This is a genomic window from Pseudorhodoplanes sp. (assembly GCF_035565855.1).
GTDB lineage: Bacteria > Pseudomonadota > Alphaproteobacteria > Rhizobiales > Xanthobacteraceae > Pseudorhodoplanes.
Genome location: NZ_DATMRX010000331.1, coordinates 24,951 through 41,425, shown reverse-complemented (window position 1 = coordinate 41,425; position 16,475 = coordinate 24,951). Strand labels below are relative to the sequence as shown.

Genomic DNA, 16,475 nt, shown 5'->3' with positions numbered 1-16,475 from the left:
ACCCGGTAGAGCACGGGAGCGGTCTGCCGCTCCTCCGGGGAGAGGTAGACGTTACGCGAGGACATCGCGAGGCCGTCCTTCTCCCGGACGGTCGCACAGCCGACGATCCTGACCGGGATATCGAGATCCCGGGCCATCCGGGTCACGACCTTGAGCTGCTGGTAGTCCTTCTGGCCGAACAGCGCGAAATCCGGCGTGACCTGGAGGAACAGCTTGGCGACCACGGTGGCGACCCCGCCAAAAAAATGCGGGCGATAGGCATCCTCCAGCCCGACCTGGGCGGGTCCCGAGGGGGAGACCGCCGTCGAAAATCCGTCGGGGTACATCGCGGCGTCGGTGGGCGCCCAGACCAGATCCACTCCAAGTTTAGATAACGCGGCTACGTCGCGTTCGAAATTGCGGGGATAAGATCCGAAGTCTTCGGTCGGTGCGAACTGCTTTGGATTCACGAAGATCGAGACGACAACGGCTCCGGCCTGTCTGCTTGCACGTTTTACAAGTGAAAGATGCCCTTCGTGCAATGCACCCATGGTCGGGATCAGCGCAATGCTCTTACGCTTGCGCCGTAAGTCGGCAATGGCCTTGCGTAGCGACGGAAGCGTTCTGACGATCACCGGCCTTCGCACGATTAACCCTCCGGTTCGCTGCGCGACATGTTTCTGATCCGATTGGCCGCCGCGCCGTTGCCGCGCGGCCACGGATTAATGATGAACGCGCCGGCGTGCAACGAATGCTTGACCGGGCACGATGCAAAGGCAGAGGATAGCAAGCGGCAAGGGTGTTTGCGTCATGTTGGTCCAGGCGAATATTGGGCCCCGCAAATCAGCGCATGTTGTCGTTGTCGGAAACGAGAAAGGCGGGTCTGGCAAGTCCACCACCGCCATTCACGTCGCCATCGCGCTGCTGAAAGCGGGCCAGAAGGTTGCGACCATCGATCTGGACTCGCGCCAGAAGAGTCTGACCCATTACGTACAAAACCGTAAACTCTGGGCGCAACGCGAAAATCTGCCGCTCGAGATTCCTCTTCATTTCTGCGTCGCCCGGGCCGAAGGCTTGCGCAATGACGAGAACGAGCATGCCGAGTTCATCGCTTTTGCGGAGACCATCGGCGCCATCGAGCATACCCACGACTTCGTCGTCATCGATACGCCCGGCTCGGACTGCTACCTGATGCGCCTCGCGCATGCGATGGCCGACACCCTGATCACGCCGCTCAACGACAGTTTCGTGGATTTCGACGTCCTTGGGACGGTCGATCCCCAGACCTACGAACTGACCGGCACCAGTCATTATTCGGAGATGGTGCGGGATGCGCGGCGCCAGCGCCGCAAGGTCGATCAGGAGGCCGCGGACTGGATCGTCGTGCGCAACCGGCTTTCAACTTTAGGATCGCGAAACAAGCGTTTGTTGTCGGAGGGATTGCAGTCGCTCGGACTCCAGCTCGGCTTCCGCGCGACCGATGGGTTCTCCGAACGCGTCGTCTACCGCGAGTTTTTCCCCCGCGGGCTTACGGCGCTCGACGCCATCAACGAAACCACGTTGGGCACCCGGCCAAATCTGTCTCATGTCACCGCTCGCGAGGAGGTCTATTCGCTCCTCGAGGCGCTGATGCTGCCGATAGACGAAAAGGGCCGGCGCCGGGCGGCGGCGCGCGCGGAATGGTTCAACTCCGCCCACAAGCCGCTCGAAATCCACGACCTTCTGGATTGAGTGGTTAGCGCCACAGGCACGACCGACGCGGATTTTGACCTTCGTCCGCCAACCAGCCATTGATTCTATTCAGGAAAAAGCTTGTCCGCGCCGCGGTGTCGCGGCTACGAGGCGCGCAAAGTGAGGCGTGTGCCCCTATATTGCCGTGCGAGCGAGGGAATCGGACCTTTGCTGGCGCTTCGCAGGATCAGGGTCAGGCTGGATGAGCAAGGATCGTCCCGATACCGGGGTTTCCAAGACCGGCTCCGCAAAGCCGGTCGCGTCCCGTGCGGAAATCGACGCGTTTCTGGCGAGAGTTCGCGAGATGGCGCCGGTCACGCTGGCCGGGCAGCGCGGACGGCTGGTGTTTGCGCTCGACGCCACCATGAGCAGACAGCCGACCTGGGATTCCGCATGCCAGCTGCAGGCGCAGATGTTCGAGGAAGCTGCACGGATCGGCGGCCTGGATGTCCAGCTGGTCTATTTTCGCGGGCTCGGTGAGTGCAGGGCGTCCGATTGGGTCGCCCAGCCGGAACGGCTCGGCGCTTTGATGGAGCGGATCGATTGCCGGGGCGGGCATACCCAGCTTGGCCGGGTTCTGAAGCATGTCCGCAAGGAAACGAGCAGGCGCAAGGTTCAGGCGCTGGTCTATGTCGGCGATGCCATGGAAGAGCCGATCGACGATCTCTGCGCGGTCGCAGGCGAGCTTGGCCTCAGCGGAACTCCGGCCTTCATGTTTCAGGAGGGAAGCGATCCCATCGCCGAAAATGCTTTCCGCGAGATCGCGCGCCTCAGCCGCGGGGCCTATGGCCGCTTCGCGCCGGGTGCAGCGCAGGAATTGGCGGAGCTGTTGCGGGCGGCGGCCGCCTACGCAGCGGGTGGCATGAAAGCGCTCAGCGATCTGTCAGCCCGGCAGAGCGGCGGTGCGCAAAAGCTGCTACGTCAGATGAGCTGATCCGGGCATACCTCAGACATGGGTCCTCTTATCCTCGGCGCCGTTTTGCTGCTCGTTGCCATATGGGCAATGTATGGCTTCGCTCGCGTTGATCCGAAGGTTGCGGCCCAGGTGCTGCGCAAGAGCGGCGGCATCGCCGCGTTGGCAGGAGCGGCCTTTCTGACCGCGCGGGGGCAAGTGGGGCTCGGGATCCCGCTCGGCTTTGCCGGACTTTCGCTGCTCGGCTGGGTGCCTGGCATGGCCAGTCTCGGCAAGCGCATGAACAAGAGCGCCGGTCAAACGTCGCAAGTGCGTTCCGAGTTCGTCGAAATGGAGCTCGATCACGATACCGGCGTGATGCGCGGTCGCATTCTCAAGGGACGCATGGCCGGCGTGACGCTCGACGCGCTCGATGTGCCGGGCCTGATATCGGTGCTGCCGGAGATGGACGACGAAAGCCGCGCGCTATTGATGGCGTATCTTGACCGCAGGGAGCCCGCCTGGCGTGAACACGCGAATGCGGGTGCGGCAGCGGGGCCGGGTCACGTCGACAGCGGAAAAATGACGGAAGAGGAGGCCTATCAGATCCTTGGCGTGGAGCCGGGAGCGAGCGCTGCGGACATCGGGCGCGCGCATCGTGCGCTGATGAAGAAACTCCATCCCGATCAGGGGGGCTCGACGTATCTCGCGGCGCGGGTCAATCAGGCCAAGGATCTTCTTCTCAAACGCCATCGGTAGTCTTCCTACTCAACGCAACACACACACAGACGTGTCGATCAGCTTCAGTTCCTGGTCGTGAAGCAGGCGATCTTGCTCCGCTTCAACTCCTTGCAGGCCTGTTCGGCTGCGCTTTCGTTCAGTCCTGCAAAGCGCGCGCGGTAAAAGCGCTTGTCGCCCTTCGCATAGACCTCAGTATAAGGCTCAGCTCCTTTCAGAAGGTTACCAGCCTTGCTTTTTGCATCTGCGAGCTTTTCGCGCGCTTCGTCGGGCGCTTCAAAGGCGCCGACCTGAATGATCCAGCCGCTGCCCCTTGGCTTGCGATCGGAGATCGAGAGCGGCGCGGACGATTTCACTGGCGCCGGTGCCGTCATGGCGGATGAGGTCGTTGGAACCATCGGCGTGACAGATGCGGTGACGACGGGCTGGGCAGGGGGCTGCGTCATGTCTTTCGCGCTGAGAACGCCGAGCACACCAGGACGCGCGCCAGGCGGCGGCGGAGGCAGCCGCTCGGACTCGGTTTCCGTGCGCGCGTTCTCGGCCGACCCCGATGCGTCGGTGCTCAGCGCGGTTCTTGCGGCAAGCGGTTCCGGCGACAGCATCGACAGCGCCGTAACTGTTTTCGGGTTTCCGGCCTTCACCGAGAAGGTCTTAACGAGCAGCGGCTTGATGGGCTCGGTCGAGCCCGGCACCGGCTGCTCCGGCTCTTTCGCGCTGCGTTCGGCCGTCCGGGCCTCCGGCTTGCGTTGAGGTGCCTCGGCCTTGGCGGGCGGGTTCGCAGCAGCGAGTCGGACCGGCTTTTCGGGGCGAGCCTGCGGTTCGGGTCGGGGCGTAGGGGCGGCTACAAGGACCGGCTTCGGCGCCGCAGCGTCGGCCACTTCGACGATCTTCGGAGCTGTGCGTGTGGTCGAGGCGAGGACGATCTTCTGATCGATCAGGCTGCGCATCTTGGCATCGCGTGAGCCGGCCGATGCGCCGCCCAGCACCACCGCAACGATCCGCCGGTCGCCGCGCTGGACTGCGCTGACCAGATTGAAGCCCGAGGCGCGGATATAGCCGGTCTTGATACCGTGCACGCCCGGCACGCGTCCGAGCAGCCGGTTATGGTTGGACATGCGAACACCGCGATAGACGAAGCTCTGCGTCGCGAAGTAGCGGTAATAGCGCGGGAAGCGGTCCTGGATCGCCAGACCCAGCAGCGCCTGGTCGCGCGCCGTGGTCACCTGACCGGGATCGGGCAGACCGTTCGCGTTCCGATAAACCGTCCTTGTCATACGCAGGGCCCGCGCCTTGCGGGTCATCAGCCGGGCAAATTCGTCTTCGGAACCGGCGATGTGTTCGGCAATCACCACCGAGGCGTCATTGGCGGATTTCGTCACCAGCGCCTTGATGGCGTCCTCGACCATCAGCGTCTGGCCGGGGCGCAGGCCAAGTTTGGTCGGCGCCTGACTTGCGGCATGCTCGGACACTTCCATCTGCGTGTCGAGTTTCACCCGGCCGGCTTCGAGCTGCTCGAACAGCAGGTAAAGCGTCATGATCTTGGTGAGGGAGGCAGGATAACGGATCGCATCCGCATTCGTCGCATGCAGCACGTCGCCGGTATTGGCGTCCACGACGATGTCGGCGTAGCGCGCGTCCATGGTCGAGGTGGCGGCTGTGTTGCGTTTGAAGAATTTCCGTTTCCCCCGGGCGTCCGCATCGGTCGAGGACAGCGACAGGACGGCCACGGTGCAGGCCAGGACGGCGAGACCGCAACGCAGCCCAAGCGAGGCTCCGGTCGTTACGCGAAACATGGTCACCCGATTTCCGCTTGATGAAGGCGCGTAGCGCGAATGTGATTTCCCCCAGCGATCCGGCAGGACGTCGCCGGACGCGTCCAAACTTCCACCGAAAATCAAGGTAGGAGCGTGACATTGCTAAAAAGTAAATCAAATCTGATGGTTAATGGAACTTGCCGCGATGCGGAAATCAGGCCTTGATTTTTTGTGCAGTGCAACATAAATGTGGCAACGGCGGAGAGAAAATGGCCGCCTTGAGACAAACGGCCCTGCGGGCCGGCGCAAAGGGCAAATGACATGACTCACTTCGACACCAAGACTTTCGACGAGTTCCAAAAGTTCGGCAAAGAGAGCGTCGATGCCGGATTGAACGCTTTCAGCACTCTCTCGAAGGGTGTTCAGCAGATCGCGGTCGAAACTGTCGACTACAGCAAGAAGGCGTTCGAGGACGGCACGGCGACTTTGGAAAAGCTGTTCGGCGCCAAGTCTCTCGAAAAGGCCGTGGAGATTCAGCAGGACTACGTGAAGAGCGCCTATGAAGGCTTTGTCGCACAGGCGACCAAGGTGGGCGAACTTTATGTCGACCTCGCCAAGGAGGCCTACAAGCCTTACGAGAGCTATCTCGCCAAGGTGACCCCGGGCAAGTAAGGGCCTGATCAGACGACCCATCGGCTCCACGACTTTGCCGACGATGAGATCAAGGCCCGGCCATGCGCCGGGCCTTATCGTTTCCAGCGGCGCGCCGATTATTTCGAGAGCCGCAGCCTCGCGAGATTCTGCGCGATGGTGGAGAAGACCGCGCTGAGCTGCGAAGCATTCTGGACGTCGTAATACATGTCACTTCTGGTCGCGCAGTCCTGCAGGAGCGATGCGTTGCCGTTGATGACGCGCACTGTGTAAAGCTTGATATTCGACGCTTTGACGTTGTCGCAGGCGAGCCTCGTCCTCGCATCGATCGATTTCTGGTTCGTCGACCAGCGGTTCTGCGTGTTGTCACCGTCGGTGAGCAGGATGATGACCTTGTCGATGTCGGCCTGAGGCGCGGCGGCGTTGAACGGGGCGACCGGCGACAGCATCTGGAACGCCATCTGCAAGCCGATGGTGACGTTGGTATTGCCGGTCGGGGTCATGGCATCGACCTTCGCATTCAGCGCAGACCAGTTGTTCGTCAGCGTTATCATTGCCGCCGGGCAATTTTTGGCCTGGCTGGCGGGATAGAGCGTGGCTTTCGCGCCTGCGCTAGCCGGAGCATTGTTCACGTCATTGTCCTGGTCGCGGTCCGTGACGCAGCCCTCCCAGGTATTCCTGCTGGCCGGCGTCCATTTCGATCTGGCGCTCTCGCAGCTCGATTTCGTGCTGTAGCCCCCCTGGGCACAAGACCCGTTGGTCTCTTCCCAATCCTGCCACCGGATCCAGGTCGCACTCCTGTTGGCTGTGTCGACATTGACGTCGGTGGCGAACGGCACGATGCCGATCTTCACATCGTCCGGCTTCTTGGCCGCGTTTTGCAGCGTCTTGAGCAGATCTTTCGCCGCGAGCTTGAGCTGCGCCATCTTGTTCGCCGACGCCATCGATAAGGTGTTGTCCAGCGCCAGTACGAGCTCGAGCCGCTTCATTCCCCAGACCACCTGAGCCGAGGAGCCGATCGCCATTTCCGGTTGCCACAGTGCCATGACGGTCGTTTTGACCAATCCCGTCGCAGACAGTTGCAGCTGGAAGCTGCCCGGCTGGGTCTCCGAAAAGGCAGCAGTAATCTTCAGATCCCTGACGTCGGGCCGATTGAAGTTGGTCTGAAATACCGAGACAGCCTTGGCCTGAAGCTGTTCGCGCGTAAGCGTCTGTGCGTCGCGCGACAGGATGAGGCCGGTCGCATCGAGTGCGGCCTGGATTGCGGTGCGCGCCGCGTTGGCGCGGCTGTAATCGATGGCCGCTCCAACGCCGCCGATCACGGGAATGAGGAGGAGCGCAAATGTCATCGCGACATTGCCGCGCCGATCCGCCGCAAGCCGTGTGATCGTTGCCGTGAACCGGCGGAAAAGATTGCGTATCATGACGCCACCCGATTTGCCGTTGGCTCGGGTGTAGGGCGGGCGGCTGAAAGCGCCGTAAAACGAAGCCCCGGAAAGTGGTTACGTTTCGTAAACGAACTGCCTCGAACGCCGCGCAAATTTTACGCCAATGCCCCGCTCTCGGCCAACATCCGCAAACCTGCGGCTGGCTATCTGGCCAGCCGCAGATTGGCGAGGTTTTGCGCGATCGTTGCGAAGACGGCAGTGAGCTGCGAAGCGCTCTCGACGTCATAATACATGTCCGACTTGGTCGCGCAGCCCTTCAGAAGCGTCGCATTCCCGTTGATGACCCTGATCGTGTAGAGCTTGATCGACGCGGCCTTCACGTTCTCGCAAGTGAGCTTGGTGCGCGCGTCGATCGCGTTCTGGCTGGTCGACCACCGGTTCTCGGTATTGTCACCGTCGGTCAGAAGCACGATGACCTTATCGAGGTCGGCTTGAGGGCTGGCCGCTGCAAACGGCGCGACGGGCGACAGCATCTGGAAAGCCAGTTGCAGTCCGATGGTGACGTTGGTGTTGCCGGTCGGCGATAGCTCGTCGACCTTCGAATTCAGTGCCGACCAGCTGCTGGTCAGCCCGATCATCGAGGCCGGGCAGTTTTTCGCCTGGTGCGCAGAATAGAGTGTATTCTTGAGCGCGGCCGAAGTCGCAGTGTTCTTGACGTCATTGTCCTGGTCGCGATCCCAGACGCAGCCGTTCCAGGTGCTGTGGGGGTTTGGGACCCAGCTGTGCTGGTAACCGGTGACCTGCTTACATTGCTTATTATTGCCAGATCCGGAGCAGGTGCAGTTCTGCAGATTGCCGCAGCTCGCATTCTTGCCGGTCGCGACCGTCTTGGTTTGCTTCACGCTATTGTAGCAGCCATTGGCAGCGGTTCCGTCCGTGTTGGAGCTCGGGCAGATGTAGCCGCTGTAGGTGCCGCTGGAGGGGATGGTCGTTACGGTGCTGGTGCTGCCCGGGCTTGCAAGGCATCGGAACTTGTAAGGCGAGCTGTTGGTGAACGGGCAGGTCGATCCCGGGCCGATGCTCGACCAGTTGGAGGGCCGGCTGCTGGCAAGATCCTTGTGCTCGGCCTCCCATTCGTCCCAGCGGATCCAGGTCGCGTTGACGTTGCTGGTTCCGACATTGACGTCGGTTGCGAAGGGCACGATCGCGACCTTGATGTCGTCGGGCTTCTTTGCCGCGTTCTGCAGCGTCTTGAGCATGTCCTTTGCGGCAACCTTGAGCTGGGTCATCTTGTTGGACGAGGACATCGAGCCCGTAACGTCCAGCGCCAGCACCAATTCAAGGCGCTTCATTCCCCAGACCACCTCCGTGTTGGCGCCGATAGTCATTGTCGGCTGCCACATCGCGGTAAAGGTGGTCGGGACCTGCGCGGTGGCTGACAGATCAAGCGAGTAGCTGCCGCTTTGCACAGTCTTGAAGACGGGGGTGACAACGAGATTGCTCAAGCTGGGATAGTTGAGATTTGCTTTGACCAGGGCGTCGGCCTTGGACATCAGCTGAGCCTGCGTGAGGGTTTGCGCGTCCTTGGACAGGATGAGCCCCGCCGCATCGATCGCCGCCTGCAATGCCGATTTTGCCGAATTGGCCCGGCTGTAATCGACGGCGGCGCCGACCCCGCCGATCACCGGGATCGTCGCGAGCGCAAAGGTCATGACCACATTGCCGGACTTGGCCGCGGCGAAGCGGGTAACGAGCTTCCGGGCCCGTTCGAAGAGTGCTGCGGTGTCAAACATGTGAGCGCACCTACGAGAGAAGGTTGCCGCAGCATGCTCCTGGGCCAGTCAAGGCCCGGTAAATTCAAATGAGTAAAGCCGGGGCGAGCGGAACATGAGCCGGCCGGATCGTCCCGCTATGCTGAAGAGATCGGTAACTCCGGCGCGCAAATTCGACCGATCTCCTTAAGGCTTCGCCGCACCGGCGCTCGACGGACGGGTTGTCAGTGAGCTCCGGCCTCAGCTCCACGGGCCTCGGAACTTCAAAGGGGGGCAGATGGGCGACATCGGGGAGGGCAAGCCTGGCAGGAACTCCGACGATGTCCCGCGGGACCTGAGGATAGTGGCTTGTTTTGCGACGTTTTCCGGTGGAAATGCCGCGAATTGTCCGCATTTGGCCGGATCATGGGTGGTGGACGCCCGCGATCGGTCCGACCAAGCCGTTCGCCAGCCTTGCGTTTCTGCGTGTGTCGCCTATTTGCCGCGGTCTGGCACAGCGCTTGCTCCGGCATTAATATAGTGCAGATTGCTGCGCGCCCGCCAGGATCACGACGCCCGAAACTCTGTGAATGCCCGAATCTGCAATGTCCGCTCTTCGTTCTGACCCGACCCGGGTTCCCTCTTGGCGGCTTGCGCCGCGCCTGGCCGATGACGACCGCAAGAAGCGCTCGGATTCCGGCGCGCCGGGGACCGCTGTCATCACCAAGACGCGGCCGCAGACCAAGCGGCCGAGCATGTATCGCGTGCTGCTGTTGAATGACGACTACACTCCGATGGAGTTCGTGGTCCATGTGCTGGAGCGCTTCTTCAACAAGGACCGCGAGGCCGCGACTCAGATCATGCTGCATGTCCACCATCACGGCATCGGAGAGTGCGGCATTTACACATACGAAGTGGCCGAAACAAAAGTCACACAGGTCATGGACTTTGCCCGCAAACATCACCATCCTTTGCAATGCGTCATGGAGAAGAAGTAGTCTTGGCTTCGCGCCGGGCTTTTCACGCAGCAAGTCACGACGTCGTCGATGAGGGGACGCAAGGCCGGGGGCGGCCATAAACAGGGGCTCTTGAAACCGGATCAATCCAGTCACTAATCCGGTTGAGACCCTGGGGACCTTTAGGGATATCGAATGCCAAGTTTCTCGCGCAGCCTCGAACAGTCACTTCATCGGGCGCTCGCGCTCGCCAACGAACGACACCACGAATACGCGACGCTCGAGCATCTGTTGCTTGCGCTTCTCGACGATTCCGACGCCGCCGCGGTGATGCGTGCCTGTAACGTCGATCTGGACAAATTGCGGCGGTCCCTGACCGCCTATCTCGAAGCCGAGCTGGAAAACCTCGTGACCGACGGTGGCGAGGATTCCAAGCCGACGGCCGGCTTCCAGCGCGTGATCCAGCGCGCGGTGATCCATGTCCAATCTTCGGGCCGGGAGGAAGTGACCGGCGCCAATGTGCTGGTCGCGATCTTCGCCGAGCGCGAAAGCCATGCCGCCTATTTCCTGCAGGAGCAGGACATGACGCGGTATGACGCGGTGAATTACATCAGTCACGGGATCGCCAAGCGGCCGGGCCTGACCGAGTCGCGCCCTGTGCGCGGGGCCGACGAGGATACCGATGCGAAAGGCAACGAGGAGCCCAAGAAGAAGGGCGACGCGCTCGAAGCCTATTGCGTGAACCTCAACAAGAAGGCGAAAGAAGGCAAGATCGATCCGCTGATCGGTCGCGACGCCGAGATCAACCGCACCATCCAGGTGCTGTGCCGCCGGCAAAAGAATAACCCGCTTTTCGTCGGCGATGCCGGTGTCGGCAAGACGGCGATTGCCGAAGGCCTGGCGCGCCGCATCGTGCATGGCGAAGTTCCCGATGTGCTGAAGAACGCCACCGTGTTCTCGCTCGACATGGGCACGCTGCTCGCCGGCACCCGCTATCGCGGCGATTTCGAAGAGCGCCTGAAGCAGGTGATCAAGGAGATCGAGGCGACTCCGGGCGCGATCATGTTCATCGACGAGATCCACACCGTAATCGGTGCCGGCGCCACTTCGGGTGGGGCGATGGACGCCTCTAACCTGCTCAAGCCGGCGCTGGCCTCCGGCACGATCCGCTGCGTCGGCTCGACTACCTACAAGGAATACCGCCAGTATTTCGAGAAGGACCGCGCCCTGGTGCGCCGGTTCCAGAAGATCGACGTCAACGAGCCGTCGGTTCCGGATGCCATTGAAATCCTCAAGGGCCTCAAGCCGTATTTCGAGGAATATCACAAGCTCAAATATACCAATGAGGCGATCAAGGCCGCGGTCGAACTGTCGGCGCGCTACATCCACGATCGCAAGCTGCCGGACAAGGCCATCGACGTGATCGACGAGTCGGGCGCCGCGCAGATGCTGTTGCCGGACTCCCGCCGCAAGAAGACGATCGGCATCAAGGAGGTCGAGACGACCATCGCGACGATGGCCCGGATCCCGCCGAAGACCGTCTCCAAGGACGATGCCGAGGTCCTGCAGCATCTGGAACAGACCCTGAAGACGGTGGTCTACGGCCAGGACAAGGCTGTCGAGTCGCTCGCCGCCTCCATCAAGCTGGCCAGGGCAGGGCTCCGCGAACCGGAAAAGCCGATCGGCTCCTACCTGTTCTCCGGACCGACCGGCGTCGGCAAGACCGAAGTGGCCAAGCAGCTCGCGGCTTCGCTCGGCGTCGAGCTGATCCGCTTCGACATGTCCGAATACATGGAGCGCCACACCGTATCGCGGCTGATCGGTGCGCCTCCCGGCTATGTCGGCTTCGACCAGGGCGGGCTCCTGACCGACAGCGTCGACCAGCATCCGCATTGCGTGCTGCTGCTCGACGAAATCGAGAAGGCGCATCCGGACCTGTTTAACGTGCTCCTGCAGATCATGGACCACGGCAAGCTGACCGACCACAATGGCAAGCAGGTCGATTTCCGCAACGTGATCCTGATCATGACCACGAATGCGGGGGCGGCCGATCTCGCCAAGGGCACCTACGGCTTCACCCGCAACAAGCGGGAAGGCGACGACGTCGAAGCGATCAACCGGCTGTTCGCGCCGGAATTCCGCAACCGCCTCGACGCCATCATCGCCTTCGGCCATCTGTCGCAGGAAGTCATCGCCAAGGTGGTCGAGAAGTTCGTGCTGCAACTCGAGGCGCAACTCGCGGACCGCAACGTCACGATCGAGCTGTCGGACGAGGCGTCGCGCTGGCTGATCGCGAATGGATACGACGAACTGATGGGTGCCCGACCGATGGCGCGGGTGATCCAGGAGAACATCAAGAAGCCGCTCGCCGACGAGGTGCTGTTCGGCAAGCTAAAGGATGGCGGCCACGTGAAGGTGGTCGTGGTCAAGGAAGAGGGCCGCGACACGCTTGGCTTCGAATATCTCGAAGGGCCGGTGACGCCGAAGCCCGAGAAGTTGCCCGCCGCGCGCGCCAAGGCGAAGCGCAAGCCGCCGCAGCGCAAGCCGAAGCCGCCTTCATCGGGTGGTGGTGGCAAGGGCAATGGCGGCTCGGATCCGTCGGGCCGCGGCTCGGTGCCGAAGGTGCCGCTGAAGGCGTAACGCTCAAGGTCCGACGCGGACAATTCAATCGATGACGAGGACGCCCGGAGCAATCTGGGCGTCCTGCGTTGCGGGATCCCCTTTCGCGGTCCGGCGGCGTGCTTGCGTTAGATCAATGTTGTGGGCGGAGCAGCCACGCAGCGTGCCTGTAACCATACCGGCAGGAGACGCAACATGGCCCGCATCATCGGCGCGATCGCGACATCACACACTCCAACGATCGGTTTTGCGTACGATCGCAACAAGCGCGACGATCCGGTGTGGGGGCCCATCTTCGAAGCCTACGAACCGATCCAGCGCTGGATCGCGGAGAACAAGCCCGATGTTCTGTTCATGATCTACAACGATCATGTTCACGCTCGGCATCGACGATCGCTACGAGGTCGCCGATGAGGGTGGCGGACCACGGGCGCTGCCGCCGGTGAGCGGGCACGCAGCGCTATCGCATCACATCGGCGCGTCGCTGATGGCCGATGAATTCGACATGTCGTTCTTCCAGGACCGTCCGCTCGATCACGGTTGCTTCTCGCCGCTGTCGATGATGTGTCCGCACGAGCCGGACTGGCCGGTGTCGATCGTGCCGCTTCAGGTCGGCGTACTGCAATTCCCGATCCCCACGGCGAGGCGCTGCTGGAAGCTTGGACAAGCCCTGCGGCGTGCCATCGAAAGCTATCCGGAGGACCTGAAGGTGGCGATGGTCGCCACGGGCGGGCTGTCGCATCAGGTTCATGGCGAGCGCGCCGGCTTCAACAACATGGAATGGGATCGCCGCTTCCTCGATCTGATCGAGCGCGACCCGATGCGGCTGACGGAGATGACGCACGCCGAATATGCCGCGCTCGGCGGGCTCGAAGGCGCCGAAGTGATCATGTGGCTGGTAATGCGCGGCGCGATGTCGGCAAATGTCCGCAGGATCCATCAGACCTATTATCTGCCGTCGGTGACCGGCATCGCGACAGCGATCTACGAGAACGAGGCGATGCACGCGCCAGCGGAGATTGTCGAGCGGCACCGCGCCCATATTGACCGGCAGTTGCAAGGCGCAGAAGCACTAAGCGGAACCTATCCTTTTACCCACGCCCGTTCGCTCAAAGGCTATCGCATCAACAAGTTTCTGCATCGTCTGATTGAGCCCGGCCATCGCGCGCGATTTCTCGCCGACCCTGAGCGGTCATTCGAAGAGGCACAGCTTTCGCAAGAGGAGCGCGCCATGATCCGCAACAGCGATTGGCGCGGGTTGATCAAATACGGCGCGAATTTCTTCATGCTGGAGAAGCTGGCCGCGGTAACAGGGTCATCCAACCTGCACATCTATGCCGGAATGCGCGGCGAAACGCTCGATGCCTTTATGAAGACGCGCAATGCGCCGGGTGCGCTCTATTCGGTTGCCGGCAAGGACGCAAAGAGTCTCGTTTGGGACAAGCCGGAACCCATGATGGAAAAGACGGACGCTTGATCCCGCACATAGGGTCGATGTTTTTTGTCGCGCGCAGCACTCACGCGCGCGATTTTTCTTGCTTGAACTTGCATCCAAGTACCATTCACGAATGCGGAGCCACACCTTCGTACCGACGATACGCATTTGCGCTGGAGGAACGAACGCCATGCGTCATTGTTTGTTTTGCATCGCTGCTTTTTCGTGCAGAACTGCAAGGCAGATGTGGAGTGAGTTTGCCGATGGTGGATGCGTCAGATCCGAAGAATATCAAGAACAAGATCGTGGATTTCCGCGAACGGGCCGCTCAGGCCAAAATGAAGGCGGCCGCCACTTCGGAGCGCGGCGCAAAGCGGATGTTCGAAGACGCGGCGCAGCAATACGAAGAGATGGCTAACAAGCTCGAACAGACAGGGCGGATTTATTAACAGCGCTGACCGGTTGAATTCGATTGATGGCGAGTGAAGGGTGATGGTCCTCACTCGCTGCGAGACTATCGGGACCAGACTCAATCCCGCTTCGGCATTGCCGCATCATCGAGTTCCGTTGCGCGTTTCGCTGCCGGCCGTGCCGCGAGCTTGGCGTAATAGGTTTCGAAGACCGGCCGCTTTTCGATTGTGCCAAACTGCATTCCCCAACCGAGATGCGAGCCGACATAGACGTCTGCGGCGGTGAAGCGCTCGCCGGCGATGTAGGGCGAACTCATGAGTGCCCCCTCCAACGTATCCAGGACTGCCTCATAGGTCCCGTAGCCGATCATCGCCCGGCGATCCGCGGGGACCTCAAATCCGAGCGCGCGATTGACTGCGGCGGCCTCCAGGGGGCCGGCGGCGAAGAACAGCCAGCGGTAATAATCAGCACGGTCGGCCGTGGCGGGCGCAAGGCCTGATTGCGGAAACGCATCGGCCACATAGGCGCAGATCGCAGCGCATTCGGTGATGACTTTGCCGTCATGCACGATGGATGGCACTTTCCCCATCGGATTGATCGCGAGATAGGCCGGCGCCTTCATCGTCGTGCCGAAATCGAGAATTTCGGTATGGTAGGACACGCCGGCTTCCTCGAGCATCCACCGCGCAATGCGCCCGCGCGACATCGGATTGGTATAAAGGATCAATTCGCCGGCCATGGAATCCCTCTTTGCGCGACTGGTGTTTGAATGGGAACAAGGCTCCGCTTGTTCGCGCAACGCTGCGTAATGCGCAAGGCGTTTCGATGACAGCGGAAAGGCATTTGGGCCGCGCCCGGGTTTCGGACGAGGGCAGGGCGCCCAAACGATGATCGCCGAATGTCGCTTGAAGACTGACCCCCATCATCGCCATCGCGCAACTCAGTGGCCGCTGTCTTCAAATCATGCTCGAGGGGTGATAGGACTATTTTCATGTGAAACGTTCGTCGGACCCATGCAGCGATAGCTGCACGCCATGAGGCAGTTAGCCGTTGTTCTTGCGCGCGGGGTTCAGCATGCTGCGGTCTATGCCGGAGCCCTACCGAATCAATTTCGTGAGCGACACCGCGGCCTGGCTCGGCGGCATCCGCTCTGCGTGGCTCTCGGTCTTCGCGTATGTGCTGTTCGGCACGTATATCGGCATCGGCGCGCTGGCCTACGATTTCAACTTCAGTCTCGCCTGGGTGATCTGGTCGACCCTGCTGGTTTGGGCAGGACCCGCGCAAGTGATCCTGATCTCGACCCTCGGCGGAGGCGCGCAGCTCATCGAGGTGGCGATAGCGGTCGGCCTGAGCGGTGTGCGCTTGCTGCCGATGGTGGTGTCTCTCATGCCGCTTCTGCGCGCACCGCAGACGCGCTCCTATCAGCTTCTGCTGCCGGCGCATTTCACGGCGGTCAGCATGTGGGTGGAATCGATGCGTCTGGCGCCGCAGATGCCGGTTGAGCGCCGCATCGCGTTCTGCAACGGTCTCGCCAGCGGCTACATGATGTCGGCCATGATCGCGACGGTCGCGGGCTATTACCTCGCCGCGCGCCTGCCGATCCTGCTTACGGCAGCACTTTTGTTTCTGACGCCGATGTCGTTTCTGGTTTCGATCGCGCGCAATTCCAGCATGCTGGTCGACCGGCTCGCGATGATCTTTGGACTGATCCTCGGACCGGTCCTCGCCTTTCAGAATGTCGAACTCGACGTGATGTGGGCTGGGATTGCCGGTGGCACGCTGGCCTATATCGCTCACCGGATCAGGAGCGGCATGCAATGAGCCTCACCACCTCGACGCTCTGGCCCTATGTCGTGCTGGTCCTCGTGGGCTTTTTGCCGAACGAAATCTGGCGCTGGCTCGGCTTTGCGCTCGCGCGCGGCGTCGATGAAGGATCGGAACTCCTTGTGTGGGTGAGGGCGGTTGCGACCGCGGTCCTCGCGGCCGTGATCGCCAAACTGATCTTCTTCGCGCCAGGAGCGCTCGCCAGCGTTCCGCTCTCGGTTCGGCTCTCGGCGATGGCCGCCGGCTTTGTTGCCTTCACGCTGTTCCGCAGATCGGTTTTCGCGGGCGTTGCCGTCGGCGAGGCGGTGCTGATCGCGGGCGCCTTCGTGGCCGAGAAACTCTAGCG

At 61.7% G+C, this 16,475-nt stretch carries 14 protein-coding genes and 1 pseudogene; 10 read left to right on the top strand and 5 right to left on the bottom strand.

The window, feature by feature from the left end:
* The coding region (gene panC, locus VN004_RS19035) for a pantoate--beta-alanine ligase (protein ID WP_325613442.1) at positions 1 to 629 on the bottom strand (629 nt) is incomplete at its 3' end.
* A gap of 160 nt (positions 630 to 789) precedes the next feature.
* Between panC and VN004_RS19030 the strand changes: the two genes are divergently transcribed.
* The 3 genes from VN004_RS19030 (at position 790) to VN004_RS19020 (ending at position 3,361) form a co-directional block, all read left to right on the top strand.
* On the top strand, positions 790 to 1,710 hold the full coding sequence (locus VN004_RS19030) for a division plane positioning ATPase MipZ (protein WP_325613435.1): 921 nt from the start codon (positions 790 to 792) through the stop codon (positions 1,708 to 1,710).
* A 202-nt stretch (positions 1,711 to 1,912) separates the two neighbouring features.
* On the top strand, positions 1,913 to 2,644 hold the full coding sequence (locus VN004_RS19025; RefSeq protein WP_325613432.1) for a VWA domain-containing protein: 732 nt from the start codon (positions 1,913 to 1,915) through the stop codon (positions 2,642 to 2,644).
* Between the two features lie 18 nt (positions 2,645 to 2,662).
* Positions 2,663 to 3,361 (top strand): DnaJ domain-containing protein, encoded by a 699-nt coding sequence (locus VN004_RS19020; protein ID WP_325613428.1) that lies wholly within the window; start codon positions 2,663 to 2,665, stop codon positions 3,359 to 3,361.
* A 44-nt stretch (positions 3,362 to 3,405) separates the two neighbouring features.
* Here VN004_RS19020 and VN004_RS19015 read toward each other — a convergent pair whose 3' ends face one another.
* On the bottom strand, positions 3,406 to 5,133 hold the full coding sequence (locus VN004_RS19015) for a serine hydrolase (protein ID WP_325613424.1): 1,728 nt from the start codon (positions 5,131 to 5,133) through the stop codon (positions 3,406 to 3,408).
* Positions 5,134 to 5,415: 282 nt separating this feature from the next.
* On the opposite strand from VN004_RS19015, the gene VN004_RS19010 reads away from it, so the two are divergent.
* Positions 5,416 to 5,766 carry a phasin family protein gene (locus tag VN004_RS19010; protein ID WP_325613421.1) on the top strand — a complete coding sequence of 117 codons (351 nt, stop codon included), beginning with the start codon at positions 5,416 to 5,418 and terminating at the stop codon, positions 5,764 to 5,766.
* A 98-nt stretch (positions 5,767 to 5,864) separates the two neighbouring features.
* On the opposite strand, the gene VN004_RS19005 is transcribed toward VN004_RS19010, so the two are convergent.
* A complete protein-coding gene (locus VN004_RS19005) occupies positions 5,865 to 7,169 on the bottom strand; it encodes a TadE/TadG family type IV pilus assembly protein (RefSeq protein ID WP_325613417.1) in 1,305 nt (434 codons plus the stop codon).
* 167 nt (positions 7,170 to 7,336) lie between these two features.
* Positions 7,337 to 8,926 carry a vWA domain-containing protein gene (locus VN004_RS19000; protein ID WP_325613414.1) on the bottom strand — a complete coding sequence of 530 codons (1,590 nt, stop codon included), beginning with the start codon at positions 8,924 to 8,926 and terminating at the stop codon, positions 7,337 to 7,339.
* A gap of 563 nt (positions 8,927 to 9,489) precedes the next feature.
* Between VN004_RS19000 and clpS the strand changes: the two genes are divergently transcribed.
* The 4 genes and pseudogenes from clpS (at position 9,490) to VN004_RS18980 (ending at position 14,343) form a co-directional block, all read left to right on the top strand.
* A complete protein-coding gene (gene clpS, locus VN004_RS18995) occupies positions 9,490 to 9,882 on the top strand; it encodes an ATP-dependent Clp protease adapter ClpS (protein ID WP_325613412.1) in 393 nt (130 codons plus the stop codon).
* 153 nt (positions 9,883 to 10,035) lie between these two features.
* A complete protein-coding gene (gene clpA / locus VN004_RS18990) occupies positions 10,036 to 12,480 on the top strand; it encodes an ATP-dependent Clp protease ATP-binding subunit ClpA (protein ID WP_325613410.1) in 2,445 nt (814 codons plus the stop codon).
* A 174-nt stretch (positions 12,481 to 12,654) separates the two neighbouring features.
* Positions 12,655 to 13,936, top strand: a pseudogene (locus VN004_RS18985) (gallate dioxygenase).
* Positions 13,937 to 14,157: 221 nt separating this feature from the next.
* Positions 14,158 to 14,343: a hypothetical protein gene (locus VN004_RS18980; RefSeq protein ID WP_325613408.1), complete on the top strand. Its 186-nt coding sequence runs from the start codon at positions 14,158 to 14,160 to the stop codon at positions 14,341 to 14,343.
* Between the two features lie 80 nt (positions 14,344 to 14,423).
* Here VN004_RS18980 and VN004_RS18975 read toward each other — a convergent pair whose 3' ends face one another.
* Complete coding sequence (locus VN004_RS18975) at positions 14,424 to 15,044, bottom strand: glutathione S-transferase family protein (RefSeq protein ID WP_325613405.1); 621 nt, start codon at positions 15,042 to 15,044, stop codon at positions 14,424 to 14,426.
* 374 nt (positions 15,045 to 15,418) lie between these two features.
* Here VN004_RS18975 and VN004_RS18970 point away from each other — a divergent pair, with 374 nt between their 5' ends.
* Positions 15,419 to 16,126, top strand: a complete 708-nt coding sequence (locus VN004_RS18970; RefSeq protein WP_325613402.1) for an AzlC family ABC transporter permease — start codon at positions 15,419 to 15,421, stop codon at positions 16,124 to 16,126.
* Positions 16,123 to 16,473, top strand: coding sequence for an AzlD domain-containing protein (locus VN004_RS18965; protein WP_325613399.1), 351 nt, complete (start codon positions 16,123 to 16,125; stop codon positions 16,471 to 16,473). The genes VN004_RS18970 and VN004_RS18965 overlap by 4 nt, the downstream gene beginning before the upstream one ends.
* The last annotated feature ends 2 nt before the right edge of the window (positions 16,474 to 16,475 follow it).

Coding starts and splice junctions, on each gene's coding strand:
- VN004_RS19030 (WP_325613435.1), top strand. CDS start 790: ATGTTGGTCCAGGCGAATATTGGGCCCCGCAAATCAGCGCATGTTGTC.
- VN004_RS19025 (WP_325613432.1), top strand. CDS start 1,913: ATGAGCAAGGATCGTCCCGATACCGGGGTTTCCAAGACCGGCTCCGCA.
- VN004_RS19020 (WP_325613428.1), top strand. CDS start 2,663: ATGGGTCCTCTTATCCTCGGCGCCGTTTTGCTGCTCGTTGCCATATGG.
- VN004_RS19015 (WP_325613424.1), bottom strand. CDS start 5,133: ATGTTTCGCGTAACGACCGGAGCCTCGCTTGGGCTGCGTTGCGGTCTC.
- VN004_RS19010 (WP_325613421.1), top strand. CDS start 5,416: ATGACTCACTTCGACACCAAGACTTTCGACGAGTTCCAAAAGTTCGGC.
- VN004_RS19005 (WP_325613417.1), bottom strand. CDS start 7,169: ATGATACGCAATCTTTTCCGCCGGTTCACGGCAACGATCACACGGCTT.
- VN004_RS19000 (WP_325613414.1), bottom strand. CDS start 8,926: ATGTTTGACACCGCAGCACTCTTCGAACGGGCCCGGAAGCTCGTTACC.
- clpS (WP_325613412.1), top strand. CDS start 9,490: ATGTCCGCTCTTCGTTCTGACCCGACCCGGGTTCCCTCTTGGCGGCTT.
- clpA (WP_325613410.1), top strand. CDS start 10,036: ATGCCAAGTTTCTCGCGCAGCCTCGAACAGTCACTTCATCGGGCGCTC.
- VN004_RS18980 (WP_325613408.1), top strand. CDS start 14,158: ATGGTGGATGCGTCAGATCCGAAGAATATCAAGAACAAGATCGTGGAT.
- VN004_RS18975 (WP_325613405.1), bottom strand. CDS start 15,044: ATGGCCGGCGAATTGATCCTTTATACCAATCCGATGTCGCGCGGGCGC.
- VN004_RS18965 (WP_325613399.1), top strand. CDS start 16,123: ATGAGCCTCACCACCTCGACGCTCTGGCCCTATGTCGTGCTGGTCCTC.